The sequence below is a fragment of the Coleofasciculus sp. LEGE 07092 genome (assembly GCF_015207375.1).
Classification (GTDB): Bacteria; Cyanobacteriota; Cyanobacteriia; order Cyanobacteriales; family Coleofasciculaceae; genus LEGE-07092.
This window is the reverse complement of record NZ_JADEWY010000142.1, coordinates 1-15889: the sequence shown is the minus strand read 5'-3', so window position 1 is coordinate 15889 and position 15889 is coordinate 1. Positions and strand designations below refer to the sequence as shown.

Sequence of the window (15889 nt, the reverse complement as noted above, 5' to 3'; positions counted from 1 at the left end):
AGACAGGAATGGTTTCGATAAACCCTGATAATTCCAAAGCCTGTCCGACTACAAACAAGCCAACTGCCAAACCCACTTTTTGCAACAAGACCATAAAGCCGTAGAAAATTCCTTCCCGACGCTTACCTGTATTGAGTTCATCAAGTTCGATCACATCTGGCATCATTGACCAAGGAACTAAATAAGCGGTAGCAACCCCAAATCCTGCCAGAATAGCAAGAACGTACATTAAGCCGACTTGATCGGGTTGCAGGAAAAACAAACCCGCTTGGGCAATAATCCAGAGAACCATTCCCATGAAGTAAACCGCTTTTTTGCCAACTCGTTCACTGAGAGCACTCCAGACAAATAGCATAACGAGGGCAGTTCCTTGAACAGTGAGGGCGACTTGGGGAAACACCGCTTCTGGTAAATCCATCCAGTTGACGACGAAATACGGAATAATTGACGCTGTTACTTGCACGCCTAACCAAGAACAAAGGTATATTCCAATCACGAATAAAAAGGGGCGGTTGCTGAAAGCAATGCGTAACTGTTCTGGGATGGGGATAGATTCGGTTTCCTCGGTTTCATTTCGTTTGGTTTCAAAGGCTAAAACGCGATCGCGCACTCCCCAAACGCACCAAAATAAGGGCAAGACAGAAAGAACTGCACAAATGCCTGCTAAAATCAGATACTCTTGGTCGGTGGGGAGTTCTAGCTGGGAAAAGATAACTTGAGCCAAAATCAAGGATAAAATGCTGCCGCCAATCGAGAAGGCAAAGCGAAAGCTGTTGAGGTTGGTGCGTTCGTTGTAGTCTTGGGTGAGTTCTGGGGTTAGGGCGGTGTAGGGTAGATTAACAGCAGTGTAAAAGCTGTTGAAGAAGATAGAAATGATGACGTAATACCAGAACAGTCCCCAAGTACTGAAGGGGGGAACTAACCACTGTAAAAAGAAGAAAATCCCAAAGGGAATGGCACCGTACAGCATCCAGGGGAGTCGGCGTCCCCAACGGCTTTTCGTGCGATCGCTCAACACCCCCACCATCGGATCGTTCACCGCATCCCAAATTTTACCAATCATCAGAACGCTACCCGCCAACCCAGCGCTTAAACCTGCCACGTTGGTGAAGAAAAATAACATGAAGAACACGCCAACGTTAGCTGTAATCGCTGGGCCCAAATCACCCGCACCGTAAGCGAGTTTGGTGAAAAAACCCAGCTTGGTTGGCTGGGGTACGTCCGGCGGAACCGAAGAGTCAGAGGGGGAAGAGTTACTCATAGCAGCCATTGATACTGAAAATTGCACAACTGTACCATAACTTCTGGCAGCCTTCTCTTCATATTTGTTCGGGAGTTAGGAATTGGGACTTCAACGTTTAATGCCCTTAAACCGTTCCTGTGCTGTCTGAAACGCTTCTTGCATTACGGACTGGATTTTTTGAGGATCGGGTTTTTTCCCCCCCATTAAATCACCGAAATAAACACAAGCTCCTTCCCCCAATGCCCAGGTGTATGCTGCTGCCCAAGATGCAGCGATCGCACTGCCAAAACCTGGCAAAAATTTGATTAACTCCCGCCCAACTGCCTGTGCCAGGAAGCCACCTGCGATCGCACTGACAACACCTCCTGCCTGGGATGGCGTCAGGGTTTGCCCATACAATCTCCCTAGTAAACCCACCATTGAGCCTTGCAATGCTGTCAATACAGGCATGGTGGCAAAAGGTAGAGGCACCGCCGCCAAAGTTGCTGCTGCGATCGCAAATGCCAGCATATAACGGCGTGCCACATCCCGGTAAAGATCGCCAATTTGCTGCCCCGCTTCCTCATCCAATAACTGATGAATTGCACGGGCTTCTGCTTCGGGTAGCAAGTCTGCTAAGGCATCTCTGAGCGCCTCTAAACCATAGAACGTTGGCGTATACTCATCCTCCTCCAGGGTAAAGTCAATTCTAACAGCACCATAGCTTTGCTGGTGGGCTTCAGGCGAAGCACACAAGTCTTTGAATGTGTCCTCAATTGCAGTAAAGGCTCGATTAACCTCTTCATAGTCGGGTGGATATGCCGGATGATCGGCAATACCAGGAGGATAAACTTCATGCAAACAAGTCACCGTCAGCAAACAGGGAATATCTGGATACTGCTGGCGTAACTGAGTCGCAACGTGTCGTAGTGTATCCGTTGCAAAATCATTGATTTTGACGGTTAAAATCAGGATTTTGGCGCGGCGACTCTTCTGCTGTAAATCGGTAAGCAACTCTTGAATAATCGTCTGAGTCTCCTGATTTACATCCCCCAGTCCGACTGTATCGGTGAAAATAAGCAATGGTAGGTCAGAAGACGGATAGGCATAGCGTTCGGTGTGTTGCGTATGGGGACGAAATCCTTGACCCACAATTTCCGCAGAAACACCCGTCAGTCCCCGCACAATCGAACTTTTTCCAGCTTGGGGCTTACCAATCAAAATGGCTTCCGTGGTTGGCAGTTCGGCTCGAATGGTTTCCAAAATCTCTGCAACTTGAGCTTCGCTGACACTAAACCACTGAACCGCCTTCTGTGCCACTTGCTCTACGGGGAGGAGTTGCACCAAGCGTGATGTAGCGTTGTTCCAGACACCCGCAATGCGGTTTGTCCAAGATTCATCGACAGACTCTTTTGTTGTACCTTCGGTCTGTTTATTGTACTGCTGAGAATTAGTTGACGGTAAATCAGCATCACGTTGCTCAGTCATGGGCATCAAAATGGCGGACTACTTCAAACCCTATCGGACTCTATCATCCTTCGACTTCGCTCAGGGGAAGGTGCTCAGAGAAGTCGAAGCATTGACACTTAACTTGGTCAACTAGGGCTGTTTCTCAAGCCATTGCTGGAGTCTGGAGACTTAGCGATGGCTGGTTGACTGATAGCGCTTTACACCTTTTCACAATTGAGATTATTAAACCAAGAAGCTCCTTTAGTTATTTTAGATGATTAGATGGAAAGCTCCACAGGAGTGGCTGTGATAGGCTAGCTAAGACTCTTGTGTGTGCGAGTCGGCTTTCGCTCTTGGGATCGCAATTTTTAATAGAAATACATACAATTAGGTAAAATTCTTGACTTGAATTTAATTGAGTAGTATGAATAGTTTCTTTTATTTGACATTGAAAATATTTTCTCTATGTTCTATGGGAATACCTTATTAGGCATTCCCACCGATTGTTTAATATAATACCGAAGGATAGCTTTGACAAATTTTAGTAATCAAATTTACCAGAACGATACCTCGATTAATCGTTAATTTCGATAAAACGGAACGTATAATGCCTCCGCAGAGACGTTTTAGCAGTATCTCTAGAAATATAAAATTTTATGAAGATTCTCATGCTCTCTACGACCTTTCCTTATCCACCCACAAACGGGGGAATTGAGGTTAGGACGTTTAACTTGCTAAAGTACCTGAGCGAGCGTCATGCTATCACCCTGGTTACTCAACATTCGGAAGATATCACAGAGGATAAAGTCGCTAAACTACGGAAGTGGGTAGAGGAACTAATCATGTTTCCGCAACCGAAACCTTTAGACAACGAAAAAGGAATACGGTCGAAAGTACAGCGTTGGAGTACGTTTTTACAACAGGGAACTCCTCAAAGCGTGCTTGATCCTTACTCAACAACAATGCAGCAATGGGTAGATGAAGCCGTAGAATCTGGCAAATTTGAGGTGATCACCTGCGAACATAGCATGAATGAAATTTATATTCATTCAGCATGGCGGCAGCAACTGCAAACGGTGGTTAATATTCACAGTTCTGTTTACAGAAAACACCGCAATCAGGTAGAAAACAGCAAATCAGACAAAAACTTCCGAGATCAGTTAAATTTGCCCCTCTTACGCCGCTATGAGGAACGATATTGCGCCAAGTTTACTAATATTGTGGTGGCAACCCCGACCGATCGACGTCAGATAGAGGATTACGAACCGGAGGGCAAGATAGCGCTGGTTCCCAACGGCGTGGATCTAACTCAGTTTCCGAAGCGCGTCTCTGATCCAGGAGGACAGCGATTAGTGTTTATTGGGACAATGGACAGCTTAACAAACATTGATGCTGTGAAATTTTTTAGCTTAGAAGTCTTTCCCGAAGTTTTACGGCGGTATCCAGAGGCAACATTGGAAATTGTGGGGGCAAGACCAACACCAGAGATTTTGGAGTTGCAGGAACATCCAGGCATTACCATAGCAGGTAGTGTGAGTTCGACTGCAAACTACTTGCACAAAGCCACTGTTTGTGTTGTGCCTTTACAAACTAGCTACGGGATTAAGAATGAAACCCTAGAGGCAATGGCAGCCGGAGTGCCAGTAGTCGGTAGCGATCGCGGTTTGGAAGGACTAGCGGTTGATGGTGCAGATGTTCCCTTGCGGGCATTGAGGGCAAATGAACCCGCAGAGTACGTGTATGCCGTAAGTCGGTTATTTGAAGACCGCCAACTGCGCAAGCAACTATCGGAAAATGGACGTAAGCTAGTTGAAAAAAAATATACCTGGCAAAAAGCTGGCGAACTTTACGAACAGGTATTGATGGGGAAGTAGGGACTATTCTTAGCTACCAGTAACGTTCCATACTACCTGTAGTTTGCCAAAATAATACCCAAGCCGAATGGACTTGGGAGGGATGTTTTAAGAGACGTAGCATACTATCTATAGAGATTATTCCCGTCTCTCGATAATAACCTTCAAACGAGCGACTAAAGCACCAATTGCTCCAAGGGCTGCTATTACCGGGAACACAGTAGCACCAACCACCCCGCCAACGACGCCAACCGTCAGCGGAATTTCAATCAGGGTGCGATCATCTTCCGTTTTGATAATAATGCGACGAATGTTGCCCTGATGAATCAGTTCCCTAACCTTGCCAACTAGGTCATCGCCGCTAATTGTGAATTCTTCTACACCAACTTGCGTGTTTTGATTCATATCGGGTTCTACAGGATTGAGCTCCACTTCAACCGTTGTTGATACCGTTTCAAGTTGCTCGACTTCTTCTATCTGACGATCTACAGGTTCGTTCATCTTTCACTCCTAGATGTCGATACTTTTAAGGTTAGCGAAATAGACTGGTTTTCGGCTTCACCATTTTGGCTGAACCAATCGAGTGAGAGACAGAACTCAGGAGACAGGATTCAATGGGATGTAGGGTGTGGGGTGTAAGGAGGAGCTGAAGTTGGGGATTGCACCCCCACTTTCTCTCTTTACTGGCTTTGGTGTTACAAACAAGTAGGTGATGGATATGAGACTCACAATTCTGGTAGGAGTTAGCCTTTTAGTTCTAGTTGGGTGGAATGCTTCAACTAGAGCTGAAAACCCCCAACATATTCAGCGATTGCTCGAAACCCGCCTATGTCGAAGGTGTGACTTGAGAGGTGCTAGTCTGAGAGAGGCTGATCTCAGACAGGCTGACCTTCGAGATACCGACCTCAGACGTGCCGACTTAAGACGTGCCAACCTGAGACGAGCTGACCTGAGACGAGCTGACTTGACAGAAGCTGACCTGAGACGGGCTAACCTGGCAAATACCTACCTGAGATTTACCAACCTCACAGATGCCAAACTCAAACGTGCTAATCTCTGCGGTGCGACTATGCCCGATGGTACTGTATCTCAGCAAGGTTGTTAGAGATTTCAGCTATACTCCTCAAAAAACTAGGGTAAAATTCTGACGAGCAATAAACAGCTTAGTAAATACTACTAGCAGCTCAAAATGTATTTGAGGCTAGTTTGCCTGGGTAGGAGTGTGGATGTGAGTCTATCAATTATGGAGCGCTTGCGCCTCGGTTTGTCAGTAGGTGCCGCTAAAACAGTAACATCTCTGGTGCGGTTGTTCCGCTTGGGGGCAGCTAGCGTGCTGCCGGGGTCAATTTCTCGCCGCATCCAACCCCAAGCTTTACCCCTGCTGCTAGCACAGGTAAGGCGCGGGGTTATTCTCATTGTCGGCACCAATGGCAAAACTACTACGTCTCTCCTGCTGCGTACCCTTCTTGAACGTCAGGGATGGCAAGTTGCCCACAATGCCACCGGTGCCAATTTGATTAATGGCTTAGTAACGGCGCTGATGGAGCATACCAATTTAGTTGGTCAGCTTGACGCCGACTACGCCATTCTAGAAGTCGATGAAAATATCCTGCCTCTAGTTTTGCAGGACTGTCAGCCTCAAGTTATTTTGGGGTTAAATCTATTTCGTGACCAACTCGATCGCTACGGGGAAGTAGATACCATTAGCCAACGATGGCAGAAAGCGATCGCACCCCTGCCAACCACCACCACCGTTATTTTAAATGCCGATGACCCAACACTCTGCCACTTAGGTCAGCAGCTAACCCAAACGGTGCGATTCTTTGGCTTAAGCGAACCCGACGCCTATCTAGAAGAAATTCCCCACGCGGTAGACTCGATTTACTGTCCTAGCTGCGGACATCCCCTAGATTACAAAGGCGTTTACTTGTCCCATCTGGGAGATTATCACTGCCCCAAATGTGGCTTTAGCAAGAGTCCGCTAGCAGTTAACAGCCAGGAATGGCCCCAAATCCTAATTGGAATTTATAACAAATACAATACCCTAGCCGCCGGATTAGTGGCGCAGGTAATGGGGATTGATAAGGCTGTTATTTACGACACGATTAAAAACTTCCGCGCTGCTTTCGGACGAGCTGAAGAACTAGTGGTTGGTGGCAAGAACGTGCGGATTCTACTCTCGAAAAATCCGGTAGGAATGAACGAAACCATTCGCGCCGTGCATGATATCCAAAAACAGGGTGGGGCATCAACTAAATTAGTAGTATTGAATGACCGAACGCCAGACGGCACCGATGTATCTTGGATTTGGGATGTGGATACCGAGAAGCTGGTAGCGTTGGGGGGAACGATTGTCGTGAGTGGCGATCGCATTTACGATATGGCGCTGCGCCTGCGGTACAGTCAGCCTGAAGGGGAGAATCCGTGTAAGTTAATCATCAAAGAAAACTTGCAAGATGCCATTAAAACAGCATTGGAACATACCCCAGCCGATGAAACCCTACATATCTTGCCCACCTACTCTGCCATGCTAGAAGTACGGGGAATGCTGATAGGGCGACAGATTTTGTGAATAGTGATTAATCTCAAAGCAATGAATCCCGAACAACTCGAACTCACAATTGGCTGGCTATACCCTAATCTCATGAGCACTTACGGCGATCGCGGCAATGTAATCTGCCTGCAAAAACGCGCTGAGTGGCGGGATATTAACGTAAAAGTATTATCCCTTGACCAGCAAGCCTCTGCTGACCAATTCCACCACGTCGATATTTTTATGGGTGGGGGTGCTCAAGACAGACAGCAAGAAATCGTCATGCGGGACTTGCGGGGTGCCAAAGCCGAAACTCTGCGGGAGAAAATAGAAGCAGGGACGCCTGGGGTGTTTACCTGTGGTGCTCCTCAATTGTTGGGTCATTACTACGAACCGGCTTTAGGTCAGCGGATTGAAGGCTTGGGGTTATTAGATATGGTCAGCAAGCATCCCGGTATTGATGCTCGTCGCTGTATTGGTAACGTGGTATTTGAGCTGACGGCATCTCCTTTAGCCGAAGAGTTGGAAGTGATGCTGGGAAGCAAGCCTGTAGTTATTGGCTTTGAAAATCACGGGGGTCGTACCTATCTGGGGAAGGTTGCACCCTTGGGTCGGGTGGTGAAGGGGTATGGGAATAATGGGGAAGATGGTATGGAGGGGGCATTTTACCGAAATGCGATCGCCACCTATTCCCACGGTCCCCTGCTGCCCAAGAATCCCTTTATCGCCGATTGGCTGATCCAGACGGCACTACGTCAAAAATATCAAACTCCTGTGTCGTTAGCACCTCTGGATGATACGCTAGCAAAGCAGGCACGGACAGCTATGTTTAAACGGCTCTCTCTGACCAGCTTGAGTCAAGAAGCCGTAAAGTGTTGATCTCAACAGCTACCGACTTAAAGCGAGATCCGTATAGTAATGGTTTGCCATACTGTAAATTTGCAAGCAGGATATGACTGGAAAAGTAATCGATAGCAGTGCCAATAGGATTCTCATTTTCATAATTCCCTTCGCCTTTTTGAGCATCCTGCTGTACAAAACTTGGCCTTATCTGCTAGGGCTGTTAAGCGTCACCATCCTTTTTAAGATTTGGCAGCAATACCGATGGCTGCAATGGAGCAAGCAAGTTAATCCGTTCTTCAATCAGCTCATCAAAGAAAATCAGGGTTGCTTGACCTCCTTAGACTTGTCCTTGAAGGCTAACATATCCGGATCGGCAGCGCGGCGATATCTTGATAAAAAAGCGGAAGAGTTTGGTGCAAAACGCCGACTTTACGAAGATAGAGGTATTGTCTATTACTTTCTGACCGCCAGCGCTTTGGGTAGCATTTTTGAAAGCAGCGACCCCCCACCGGAGTCGGAATACGAATCGCTGACCAGTCAAACCCCAAGGCTGATCCAATTGCTGGCTGAGGAGGAGTCAATGATCTCTGAAAATACTGCCTTAACGGAGGAGGACGAAGCCCCCCAGAAACTGGAGAAATCCCTGTATCAAGACGAGAATTTAGGGGAAAAGGAACCGGAGGCTAGTCACTCTCTAATCCAAGCAGAACTGGCAAAGCGGCTTGAGGTTCATTCAAGTACCGTTGGCAAGCGCAAATCCGATCCAGATTTTGCAGAATGGAGTCAAAGTAAAGACCCAGAAGGAATTGCCTGGGAATATTCTCCGGAAACAAGAGAGTTTTTGCCGCTAAATAAGCCGTCATAAGTACTTTACAAGAAGACTACCCAAATTTGGCGATAGATAGCTGTTCAGAGGGTACAACAGGGATCATTTGACCAACGCAGTCGTATACAATAGGCGATTCAGGCTCTAGAGTAACGGGGTGACAACCATGAAGATCCAACGTCTAATTCTTCCTGCGATCGCTCTTTTTTTGGGCACCACACTTCAAATCGCCGCAACTGCTCGATCACTCAATGAATCGGAACAGGAAGTAGAAGCACAACTTCAGGCAGTGATTGAAGCCCAAACCCAGGAAGGCTATCAACTGGCGTTTCCACGAACTTTAGCGAGGCTGTCTCGGGGAGCACAGGCACCGAAGACAGTCTTGCTCTATCCCAATCGACAGTACAGTTTCGTTGCCGTATGCGACCAAAGTTGTATAGATGTAGATCTGATCGTCAAAGATACGAAAGGTAATGTTGTTGCGTCCGATATGGCGGAGTATGCTATCGCCGTCGTTCCCTTTGTACCATCATCGGAAGATAGATATGAGGTCAGCGTGAAAATGTCAAAATGCTCAACGAGTAATTGTAATTTCGGTTTAGGAATATTTTTTCATAATGATGGGAATACACCGTCCTCAGCAGAGCAGCAAGAAGATGAGAGGCGGCGTTCTTGACTTCTCTGACGAGTAGGGAGTGGGGAGTATTAGATGCCGGGGCGTCAGGACTCCCCTCTACGGGATTTGCTAGTTGCCAAATTGTAAAAAGTTGTAAATAAACAGAACGTTTGGCGTAAAAGCTGCTGTCCAATCCAGAGTTATTAGTAGAACGGCAAGCAGCTTGTTAAACTCTAAGAGTCTGCTTTACAAAAGTTGATAATAACTAGATTAAATGTTCAATTTTTTATTACAAACTCTAAAGAGAAGTCGTCAAATATGTAGCTGTTGTAAAGTGACATAAATAGTTTATGGTGTTTTCGTGAAGTTTATGTCTATCTACTAGCAGTAAGTTTAAGAATAGACTAATCTTACTCTTAAGAAAGTAAATTAGCTCAAAAGCCAATTTTGCGGAATCAGTGAAACGACTGGTTTCCTACTAGCTCTATCTAAAAGCAAAGCTCTTTAACATCCTCCTTGGCTGCAAAGAGGGTAAAATCCTGATGTCTTTCAACAGAAAAATTATTAATTAAAGTCAGACATGAGGAAGTAAAAATTAACAGGGCTTTGCAGGATTTCTCGAACAACTTGTCGGTATCAACGGAGTAATAACTCAATTATGTTAACTGCAAAAACCCGTCATACTATCCTCAGTGTGACCAGTTTCGCTACCCTCGGATTTGCTCTATCTCTGCCTGCTGAAGCCATAGAATTTCGCTCATTTGATGGCTCTGGCAATAACATCACTAATCCCAGCTATGGTGCTGCTGAAACTGAATTGATCCGGCTCTTAGAACCCGATTACGGCGATGGTATTTCCTCCCCAGCCGGTGCAAACCGTCCCAATCCTCGTGCCATCAGCAATGCCATTTCCCGTCAATCCAGCTCAGTATTCAATCCCATCAACGCCAGTGACTGGCTTTGGCAATGGGGGCAGTTCATTGACCATGACATAGACTTGACTGAACCGCTTACGGGTGGTCAGTTTGCACCCATAATTGTTCCTGATAACGATCCAGTTTTTGCACCTGGGTCAATTATTCCCTTTAGAAGGAATGAAGCAGCCCCAGGCACTGGCACTAGTATTGACAATCCGCGCCAACAAGTTAACGCCCTGACTTCCTATATTGATGCTTCACAAGTCTATGGTTCAGACTCAGTGCGGGCAAATTCTTTACGCACACTTGAGGGTGGGAAGCTGAAAACCAGTGATGGTAACTTGCTGCCATTCAATATCGGTGGTTTACCCAATGCTAACCCTCCCCGCATACCCGGTGCGCCATCGCTACCTGATGATCAGCTATTTGTTGCTGGCGATGTTCGTGCCAATGAACAAATTGGGTTAACGGCAGTTCATACTCTCTTTGTGCGCGAACACAATCGTCTCGCTGACGAAATAGCGGCAGAACCTACGACTCCCCAGAAGGCGGCTGAGGCAGGACTTACCGTAGATGAATATATTTACCAGACAGCACGCCGGATTGTCGGTGCCCAGATTCAGGTTATTACCTACAATGAGTTTTTACCGTTGCTGCTTGGTGATAGCGCTTTCGGCGACTATACAGGTTACAATGCTAATGTCGATGCGGGTATGAGTAACGAATTTGCCAATGCCGCTTACCGCTTCGGTCACTCTCTGCTCTCTCCAGAACTTCAACGCATTAATAATGATGGTAGTTCTCCGGGAGCTATTGCACTCCGAGATTCCTTCTTCAATCCGCAAGTAATTGTTGATGAAGGCATTGATTCATTACTACTGGGTTTAGCGTCACAAAAAGCTCAAAATGTGGATGCTCTCCTCGTTGAAGACGTGCGTAGCTTCCTGTTTGCGGCTGGTGGCGGCGGACTCGACCTTGCTGCTGTCAATATCCAGAGGGGACGAGATCATGGACTCCCCAGTTATAATGCAGCCCGTACTGCGTTAGGTTTGGGAGTTTATAACAGTTTCGAGGAAATTACCTCGGACGCTGAAATCGCGCAGCAGTTCCGCTTTATCTACGGTGTGGATGAGTTTGGCAATGACAATATCAATGATGTCGATCTTTGGATTGGAGGTATTGCTGAAGATCACGTTAACGGCGGTCTTGTTGGTGAACTTTTCTACACTATTATGGCAGATCAGTTCGGACGTTCCCGCGATGGCGATCGCTTCTTTTATCTAAATGATGAGTATCTATTGAGTCTGAAGCCAGAAATCGGCAGTACAACCCTCTCTGAGATTATCCGCCGCAACTCGAATATCACAAGTATTCAGGACAATGTCTTCATTGTCGCTAAGGACGTGCCGGAACCATCGGTTGTGCTGGCACTTTTCACAGTGGGTGTTTTGGGTGCAGGTTTACGGCGCTTGCGTCGTTAACAAGCTATTCCCCAACTAGTGGGCATTAAACCTCTTGCATAAATCCTTACTCTTGTGGAATGGACATCTTGGCTGTCTAAACTCTGCAAATATGGGATGCACCCCTAAAGACTCCCAATTTACAGAAAACTAGGACAAGACCAATTTTGAATTTCCAAGTCTTCCTCAAAACTGAATAGCTGCAAAGAATCAGGATTTTCCATTAGCGCTTTTGCCACTAAATATCCAGCAACTGTCCAGGTTTGATATTTCCGTGCTTCTTTACCAATCAATCGCCCATTTCGACCATCGTAATATTCAGGCCAGTGATCCTGTAACAAACGCTTTTCTGCAATTTCAATGGCTCGTTGTGCTAGTTGCACTCGTCCCGTCTTCTGTGCGGCTACGGCTAGGGACCAAAGCAATACGGGCCAATTTCCTCCATTATGATACGACCAAGCTACATTTTTTGGATCACAACCGGTAAGAAGTCGCCATTCCAAACCTTCTACCGCAGGAAAACAAATCTTCATCGGCATTGTTCCTACCAGATCATCCCAGCGTTGTTCGATCAGTTCCATAATCGATTGGGACTCCTCAGCACTTGCTAGAGAATAAATAATGGCTAGCAAATTTCCTTGGGTAAAAAAGCGAAAATCCATGAACGATGGACCAATATTTCCCGCTAAATATCCCCCTTGAGTTGGCATCCAGTCTGTTAACCAATCGGGAATTGAATCGGGATAAATATTGAACTTGTTTACCGCTGTTTCGCCAAACTCTTCACCCCGATAACGATAGATTTCATTCAAACGCTTTAGATCGAGCCAGTAATATCGGCGAATGTAATAATTAAGGGTACTTAAGCGCTGATTGATGAATTGAATGTAAATTTCACCTTGACGACTGGGTGCTAGGAGTTCTCGCGCTGACCTTAATGCCCCATAAAATAGAGCTTGAATTTCTAAGGGATGCCCATGTACCCCCATCCGGCGATCTATCATAAATGAACCATCGGGAACTAGCATGGTAGGGAACATATCAAAGCGATCCGCCAAGCAAAGCTTGAGAATCAAAATAATTCCCTTTTGAAATTCCGGTTTGTGAGCGAGTTCAAAATCCCCAGTTGCTTTAACATAACTGCGTAACAGAATCAGCCACCAAAGAGAGGAATCAACAGGTGTAACTCGGGCGATCGCGTGTTCGCCAAAATCTGGTGTCAGGTATTGTTCGCCATAATTTGATGCGACTTTGAAACTCGCAGGCATCAAACCTTGACCTGCATTAAAACAATCCATTTGCTTCGTTGCACTTTGTAGCGCCAACGTCTCTATCAGAAAATTGCGAACGATTTCAGTCTTGCCGTTCATTATAAAGATGAGCGCCGAAGAAATAAAATCGCGAACAAAACAATGGTTATAATTAAGAGCTTCTACATCTGGATCACGAGCAGCTACCGTTCCAACGGGGCGTCCGTAATAGTAAATGACAGACTCTTCAAGAGCCTGCCAAGCCTTTGCCACAGTATCGCTTTGCGTATTCATTGATGCCTCATTGGTCATTGGTTATTAGTCATTAGTGGTTAATCTTTGTTTTATACAAAGGACAAAGGACAAATAAATTAGCTCAACCTATCGATGCCAACATTACGAGCCACTACCATATATCGGAAGATATACTCAGCTACCTCTAAATAGTTGCGAGTTCCTTCTGGCGAAGCCGCCCAAACAGTAACACCGTGATTGCGAATGAGCAAGGCACTCATCGAAGGCAGTGTTGTTTTAAAGCGACTGCCAATATCACTCGCAATTCGAGGCACCTCTAAATGATTGGCAAATATCGGCATCGTCACTTTGGGGTTTTCTTCCCATATCCCCAATCCTTTGAGCATTTCCAAAGGGGGCAAAGGCAGTTCATCCCCATCTGTAAAGCGAGAAACGATATTCGCCTCAATGGAGTGAACGTGATAGCAGGTTTGAGCCTCGTCAAAGAGGGAGTAGATAGCCTGATGAATACTTGTCTCGGCTGAAGGGCGGCTATTCGCCGATGGTTTCTCCAACACCGTACCATCCGCCGCAATGCGGATGAAGTCACCGAGAGTAAGCTGCCCTTTGCTGCGTCCGCTGGCAGTAATCCAGAAGCTGCCGTCGGGCATGCGGGCAGACAGGTTGCCAGCGGTTCCCACCATCCAGCCTAACTCATAAAAGTGACTAGCGTCTGCAATTAGAGTCGGTCTTGGATCTGCTTTCATTTTAACCTCACAAGTTTCTGTACTCAGGATTTTGTCCTGTGATATCCTGCCACAGCTTTAATCCGGATTTCTCACTTTCCCCCTACCAGCAAAAAAAGTAAAAATAGGAGAAAAGTTGAAGGAGGAATACCTTTTTCCTTTTCTCTAGATTAGTAATAATTGCGTTAGTCGTGCCTATCTGCACTAGAGAACTAACCCATCAGTTTCGACGAAGAAGGAGAGGGGATTAGGGAGTAAAAAACTGGTGAGTAATTTTTGCCCTACTGGTTTAGTAATGTCCTAACGGCTCGATTTCATCAATCATGAGCGGTCCATAGACGTTGGTGAAGCCAGTATCTTGACTGTTCCAGTCACCTTGGATAAAGTAGATTCCTTCGCTGCTACTCGCAGAAATTTTACCCGTGTAACCTTTGAGGCTGCCCTTGGTTATTTTGATGCGATCATGTTGCTTATAGAGCATGATTTCAGCTCCTTTTTGAAATTCTTAATATTGTTTTTATATTTTTTCTAGTTTAGACAAAATTGGAACAATAGGAAAGAATCTTTTGGACTATTTTAAAATCTAACACCATTTAATAGTTGACAAGATAATGAAGAAATGCTTCTTAAGACAGAGGAATCCGACTTTATTTTTCTGATAACGTTGTCACTCATCAAATTTATAATAATACTGCCAGTACCTGAATGAGGGGTGTTATCCCTCATTAGTTTAGTTAATTATTGGCACTGAAACTTGTAACAAAAACTGGATAGTATCAGAGAAATTTTAACCCCATACCGAACTAAGTCTAGAGACGTAAGTCTTTATGGTTATTTAAAGTACAAAAAATCTATCGAATAACCGTATAATCAGAAAACCAGATACAAGTTTTTGAGTAACGAATTATTAACTTAGCGTTGGAGACGTGAAACTATGCAGATTGCTAATGATGTAACCGAGTTGATCGGTCGTACTCCCTTAGTTCGGCTGAATCGAATTCCCCAAGCTGAGGGATGCATGGCGCAGATTGTCGTCAAACTGGAAGGGATGAACCCAGCCGCTTCTGTAAAAGACCGGATTGGCTCAAGCATGATTCAGGCAGCCGAGGAAGCGGGTCAGATTCAGCCCGGAAAAACAGTTATCGTTGAACCGACTTCTGGTAACACTGGCATTGCCTTGGCAATGGTAGCAGCAGCTAAGGGGTATCGCTTAATCCTGACTATGCCCGACACAATGAGTGTAGAACGACGAGCTATGCTCAAAGCTTACGGTGCTGAGTTGGAACTGACTCCAGGAGTACAAGGCATGAAAGGAGCGATCGCTCGCGCCCAAGAAATTTTCGACAGCACACCCAATGCCTTCATGCCGCAACAGTTCCAAAACCTAGCCAATCCCCAAATTCATCGAGAGACAACCGCCGAAGAAATTTGGACAGATACAGACGGTAAGGTCGATATTTTAATTGCTGGAGTTGGTACAGGTGGGACAATTACCGGTATTGTCGAGGTAATCAAGCAGCGCAAACCCACCTTTCAAGCGATCGCCGTTGAACCCACCAACAGCCCGATACTGTCTGGGGGAGAACCCGGACCCCACAAAATTCAAGGCATCGGCGCTGGATTTATTCCCCAAGTTCTCCGCACCGATCTGATCGATGAAGTGATTCAGGTGAAGGACGAAGACGCCCTTGCCTATGGTCGCCGTTTGGCAAGAGAAGAAGGTTTACTCTCCGGCATTTCTTCCGGTGCAGCATTATGGGCAGCGATTCAGGTTGCGAAACGTCCAGAGAATGCCGACAAGTTGATCGTCATGATACAGCCCAGCTTCGGCGAGCGTTACCTGAGTACAGCACTATTCCAAGACTCAGCACTAGAAGTCGCTGCGGTTCGTTAATTGCTCATGGTTCACCAGATGGGGACAAGGGGATGGGGAGATAGGG

The 15889-nt window shown here is 46.1% G+C and carries 14 protein-coding genes; 8 read left to right on the top strand and 6 right to left on the bottom strand.

The window, feature by feature from the left end:
- Nucleotides 1-1261: MFS transporter (locus IQ257_RS25045; RefSeq protein WP_193933289.1), on the bottom strand; the 1261-nt coding region annotated here is incomplete at its 3' end.
- Between the two features lie 90 nt (nucleotides 1262-1351).
- Nucleotides 1352-2710 (bottom strand): GTPase family protein, encoded by a 1359-nt coding sequence (locus IQ257_RS25040; protein ID WP_193878908.1) that lies wholly within the window; start codon nucleotides 2708-2710, stop codon nucleotides 1352-1354.
- 617 nt (nucleotides 2711-3327) lie between these two features.
- Here IQ257_RS25040 and IQ257_RS25035 point away from each other — a divergent pair.
- The gene (locus IQ257_RS25035; protein ID WP_193878898.1) at nucleotides 3328-4545 is read left to right on the top strand and encodes a glycosyltransferase family 4 protein; all 1218 of its coding nucleotides are present in this window, start codon (nucleotides 3328-3330) and stop codon (nucleotides 4543-4545) included.
- A gap of 117 nt (nucleotides 4546-4662) precedes the next feature.
- Here the strand turns inward: IQ257_RS25035 and IQ257_RS25030 are convergent, their stop codons facing one another.
- Nucleotides 4663-5025, bottom strand: a complete 363-nt coding sequence (locus IQ257_RS25030; RefSeq protein WP_193878896.1) for a DUF4342 domain-containing protein — start codon at nucleotides 5023-5025, stop codon at nucleotides 4663-4665.
- Between the two features lie 217 nt (nucleotides 5026-5242).
- Here IQ257_RS25030 and IQ257_RS25025 point away from each other — a divergent pair, with 217 nt between their 5' ends.
- The 6 genes from IQ257_RS25025 to IQ257_RS25000 all read left to right on the top strand — a co-directional run bounded on the left by IQ257_RS25025 (nucleotide 5243) and on the right by IQ257_RS25000 (nucleotide 11740).
- Entirely contained in the window at nucleotides 5243-5629 is a 387-nt protein-coding gene (locus IQ257_RS25025; protein ID WP_193878894.1) for a pentapeptide repeat-containing protein, read from the top strand.
- Nucleotides 5630-5767: 138 nt separating this feature from the next.
- Nucleotides 5768-7096 carry a MurT ligase domain-containing protein gene (locus IQ257_RS25020; RefSeq protein ID WP_416207937.1) on the top strand — a complete coding sequence of 443 codons (1329 nt, stop codon included), beginning with the start codon at nucleotides 5768-5770 and terminating at the stop codon, nucleotides 7094-7096.
- Nucleotides 7097-7117: 21 nt separating this feature from the next.
- On the top strand, nucleotides 7118-7936 hold the full coding sequence (locus IQ257_RS25015) for a type 1 glutamine amidotransferase (protein ID WP_193878890.1): 819 nt from the start codon (nucleotides 7118-7120) through the stop codon (nucleotides 7934-7936).
- A 73-nt stretch (nucleotides 7937-8009) separates the two neighbouring features.
- Nucleotides 8010-8765 (top strand): hypothetical protein, encoded by a 756-nt coding sequence (locus IQ257_RS25010; protein ID WP_193878889.1) that lies wholly within the window; start codon nucleotides 8010-8012, stop codon nucleotides 8763-8765.
- Nucleotides 8766-8892: 127 nt separating this feature from the next.
- Entirely contained in the window at nucleotides 8893-9402 is a 510-nt protein-coding gene (locus tag IQ257_RS25005) for a hypothetical protein (protein WP_193878887.1), read from the top strand.
- Nucleotides 9403-10000: 598 nt separating this feature from the next.
- Nucleotides 10001-11740 carry a peroxidase family protein gene (locus tag IQ257_RS25000; protein WP_193878885.1) on the top strand — a complete coding sequence of 580 codons (1740 nt, stop codon included), beginning with the start codon at nucleotides 10001-10003 and terminating at the stop codon, nucleotides 11738-11740.
- A 119-nt stretch (nucleotides 11741-11859) separates the two neighbouring features.
- Here the strand turns inward: IQ257_RS25000 and IQ257_RS24995 are convergent, their stop codons facing one another.
- The 3 genes from IQ257_RS24995 to IQ257_RS24985 all read right to left on the bottom strand — a co-directional run bounded on the left by IQ257_RS24995 (nucleotide 11860) and on the right by IQ257_RS24985 (nucleotide 14430).
- Entirely contained in the window at nucleotides 11860-13281 is a 1422-nt protein-coding gene (locus IQ257_RS24995) for a glycoside hydrolase 100 family protein (protein WP_228061008.1), read from the bottom strand.
- A gap of 59 nt (nucleotides 13282-13340) precedes the next feature.
- Complete coding sequence (mtnB, locus tag IQ257_RS24990; RefSeq protein ID WP_193878883.1) at nucleotides 13341-13970, bottom strand: methylthioribulose 1-phosphate dehydratase; 630 nt, start codon at nucleotides 13968-13970, stop codon at nucleotides 13341-13343.
- Nucleotides 13971-14238: 268 nt separating this feature from the next.
- Entirely contained in the window at nucleotides 14239-14430 is a 192-nt protein-coding gene (locus IQ257_RS24985) for a hypothetical protein (protein WP_193878882.1), read from the bottom strand.
- A gap of 453 nt (nucleotides 14431-14883) precedes the next feature.
- Between IQ257_RS24985 and cysK the strand changes: the two genes are divergently transcribed.
- A complete protein-coding gene (gene cysK / locus IQ257_RS24980) occupies nucleotides 14884-15843 on the top strand; it encodes a cysteine synthase A (protein ID WP_193878880.1) in 960 nt (319 codons plus the stop codon).
- Nucleotides 15844-15889 lie beyond the last annotated feature (46 nt).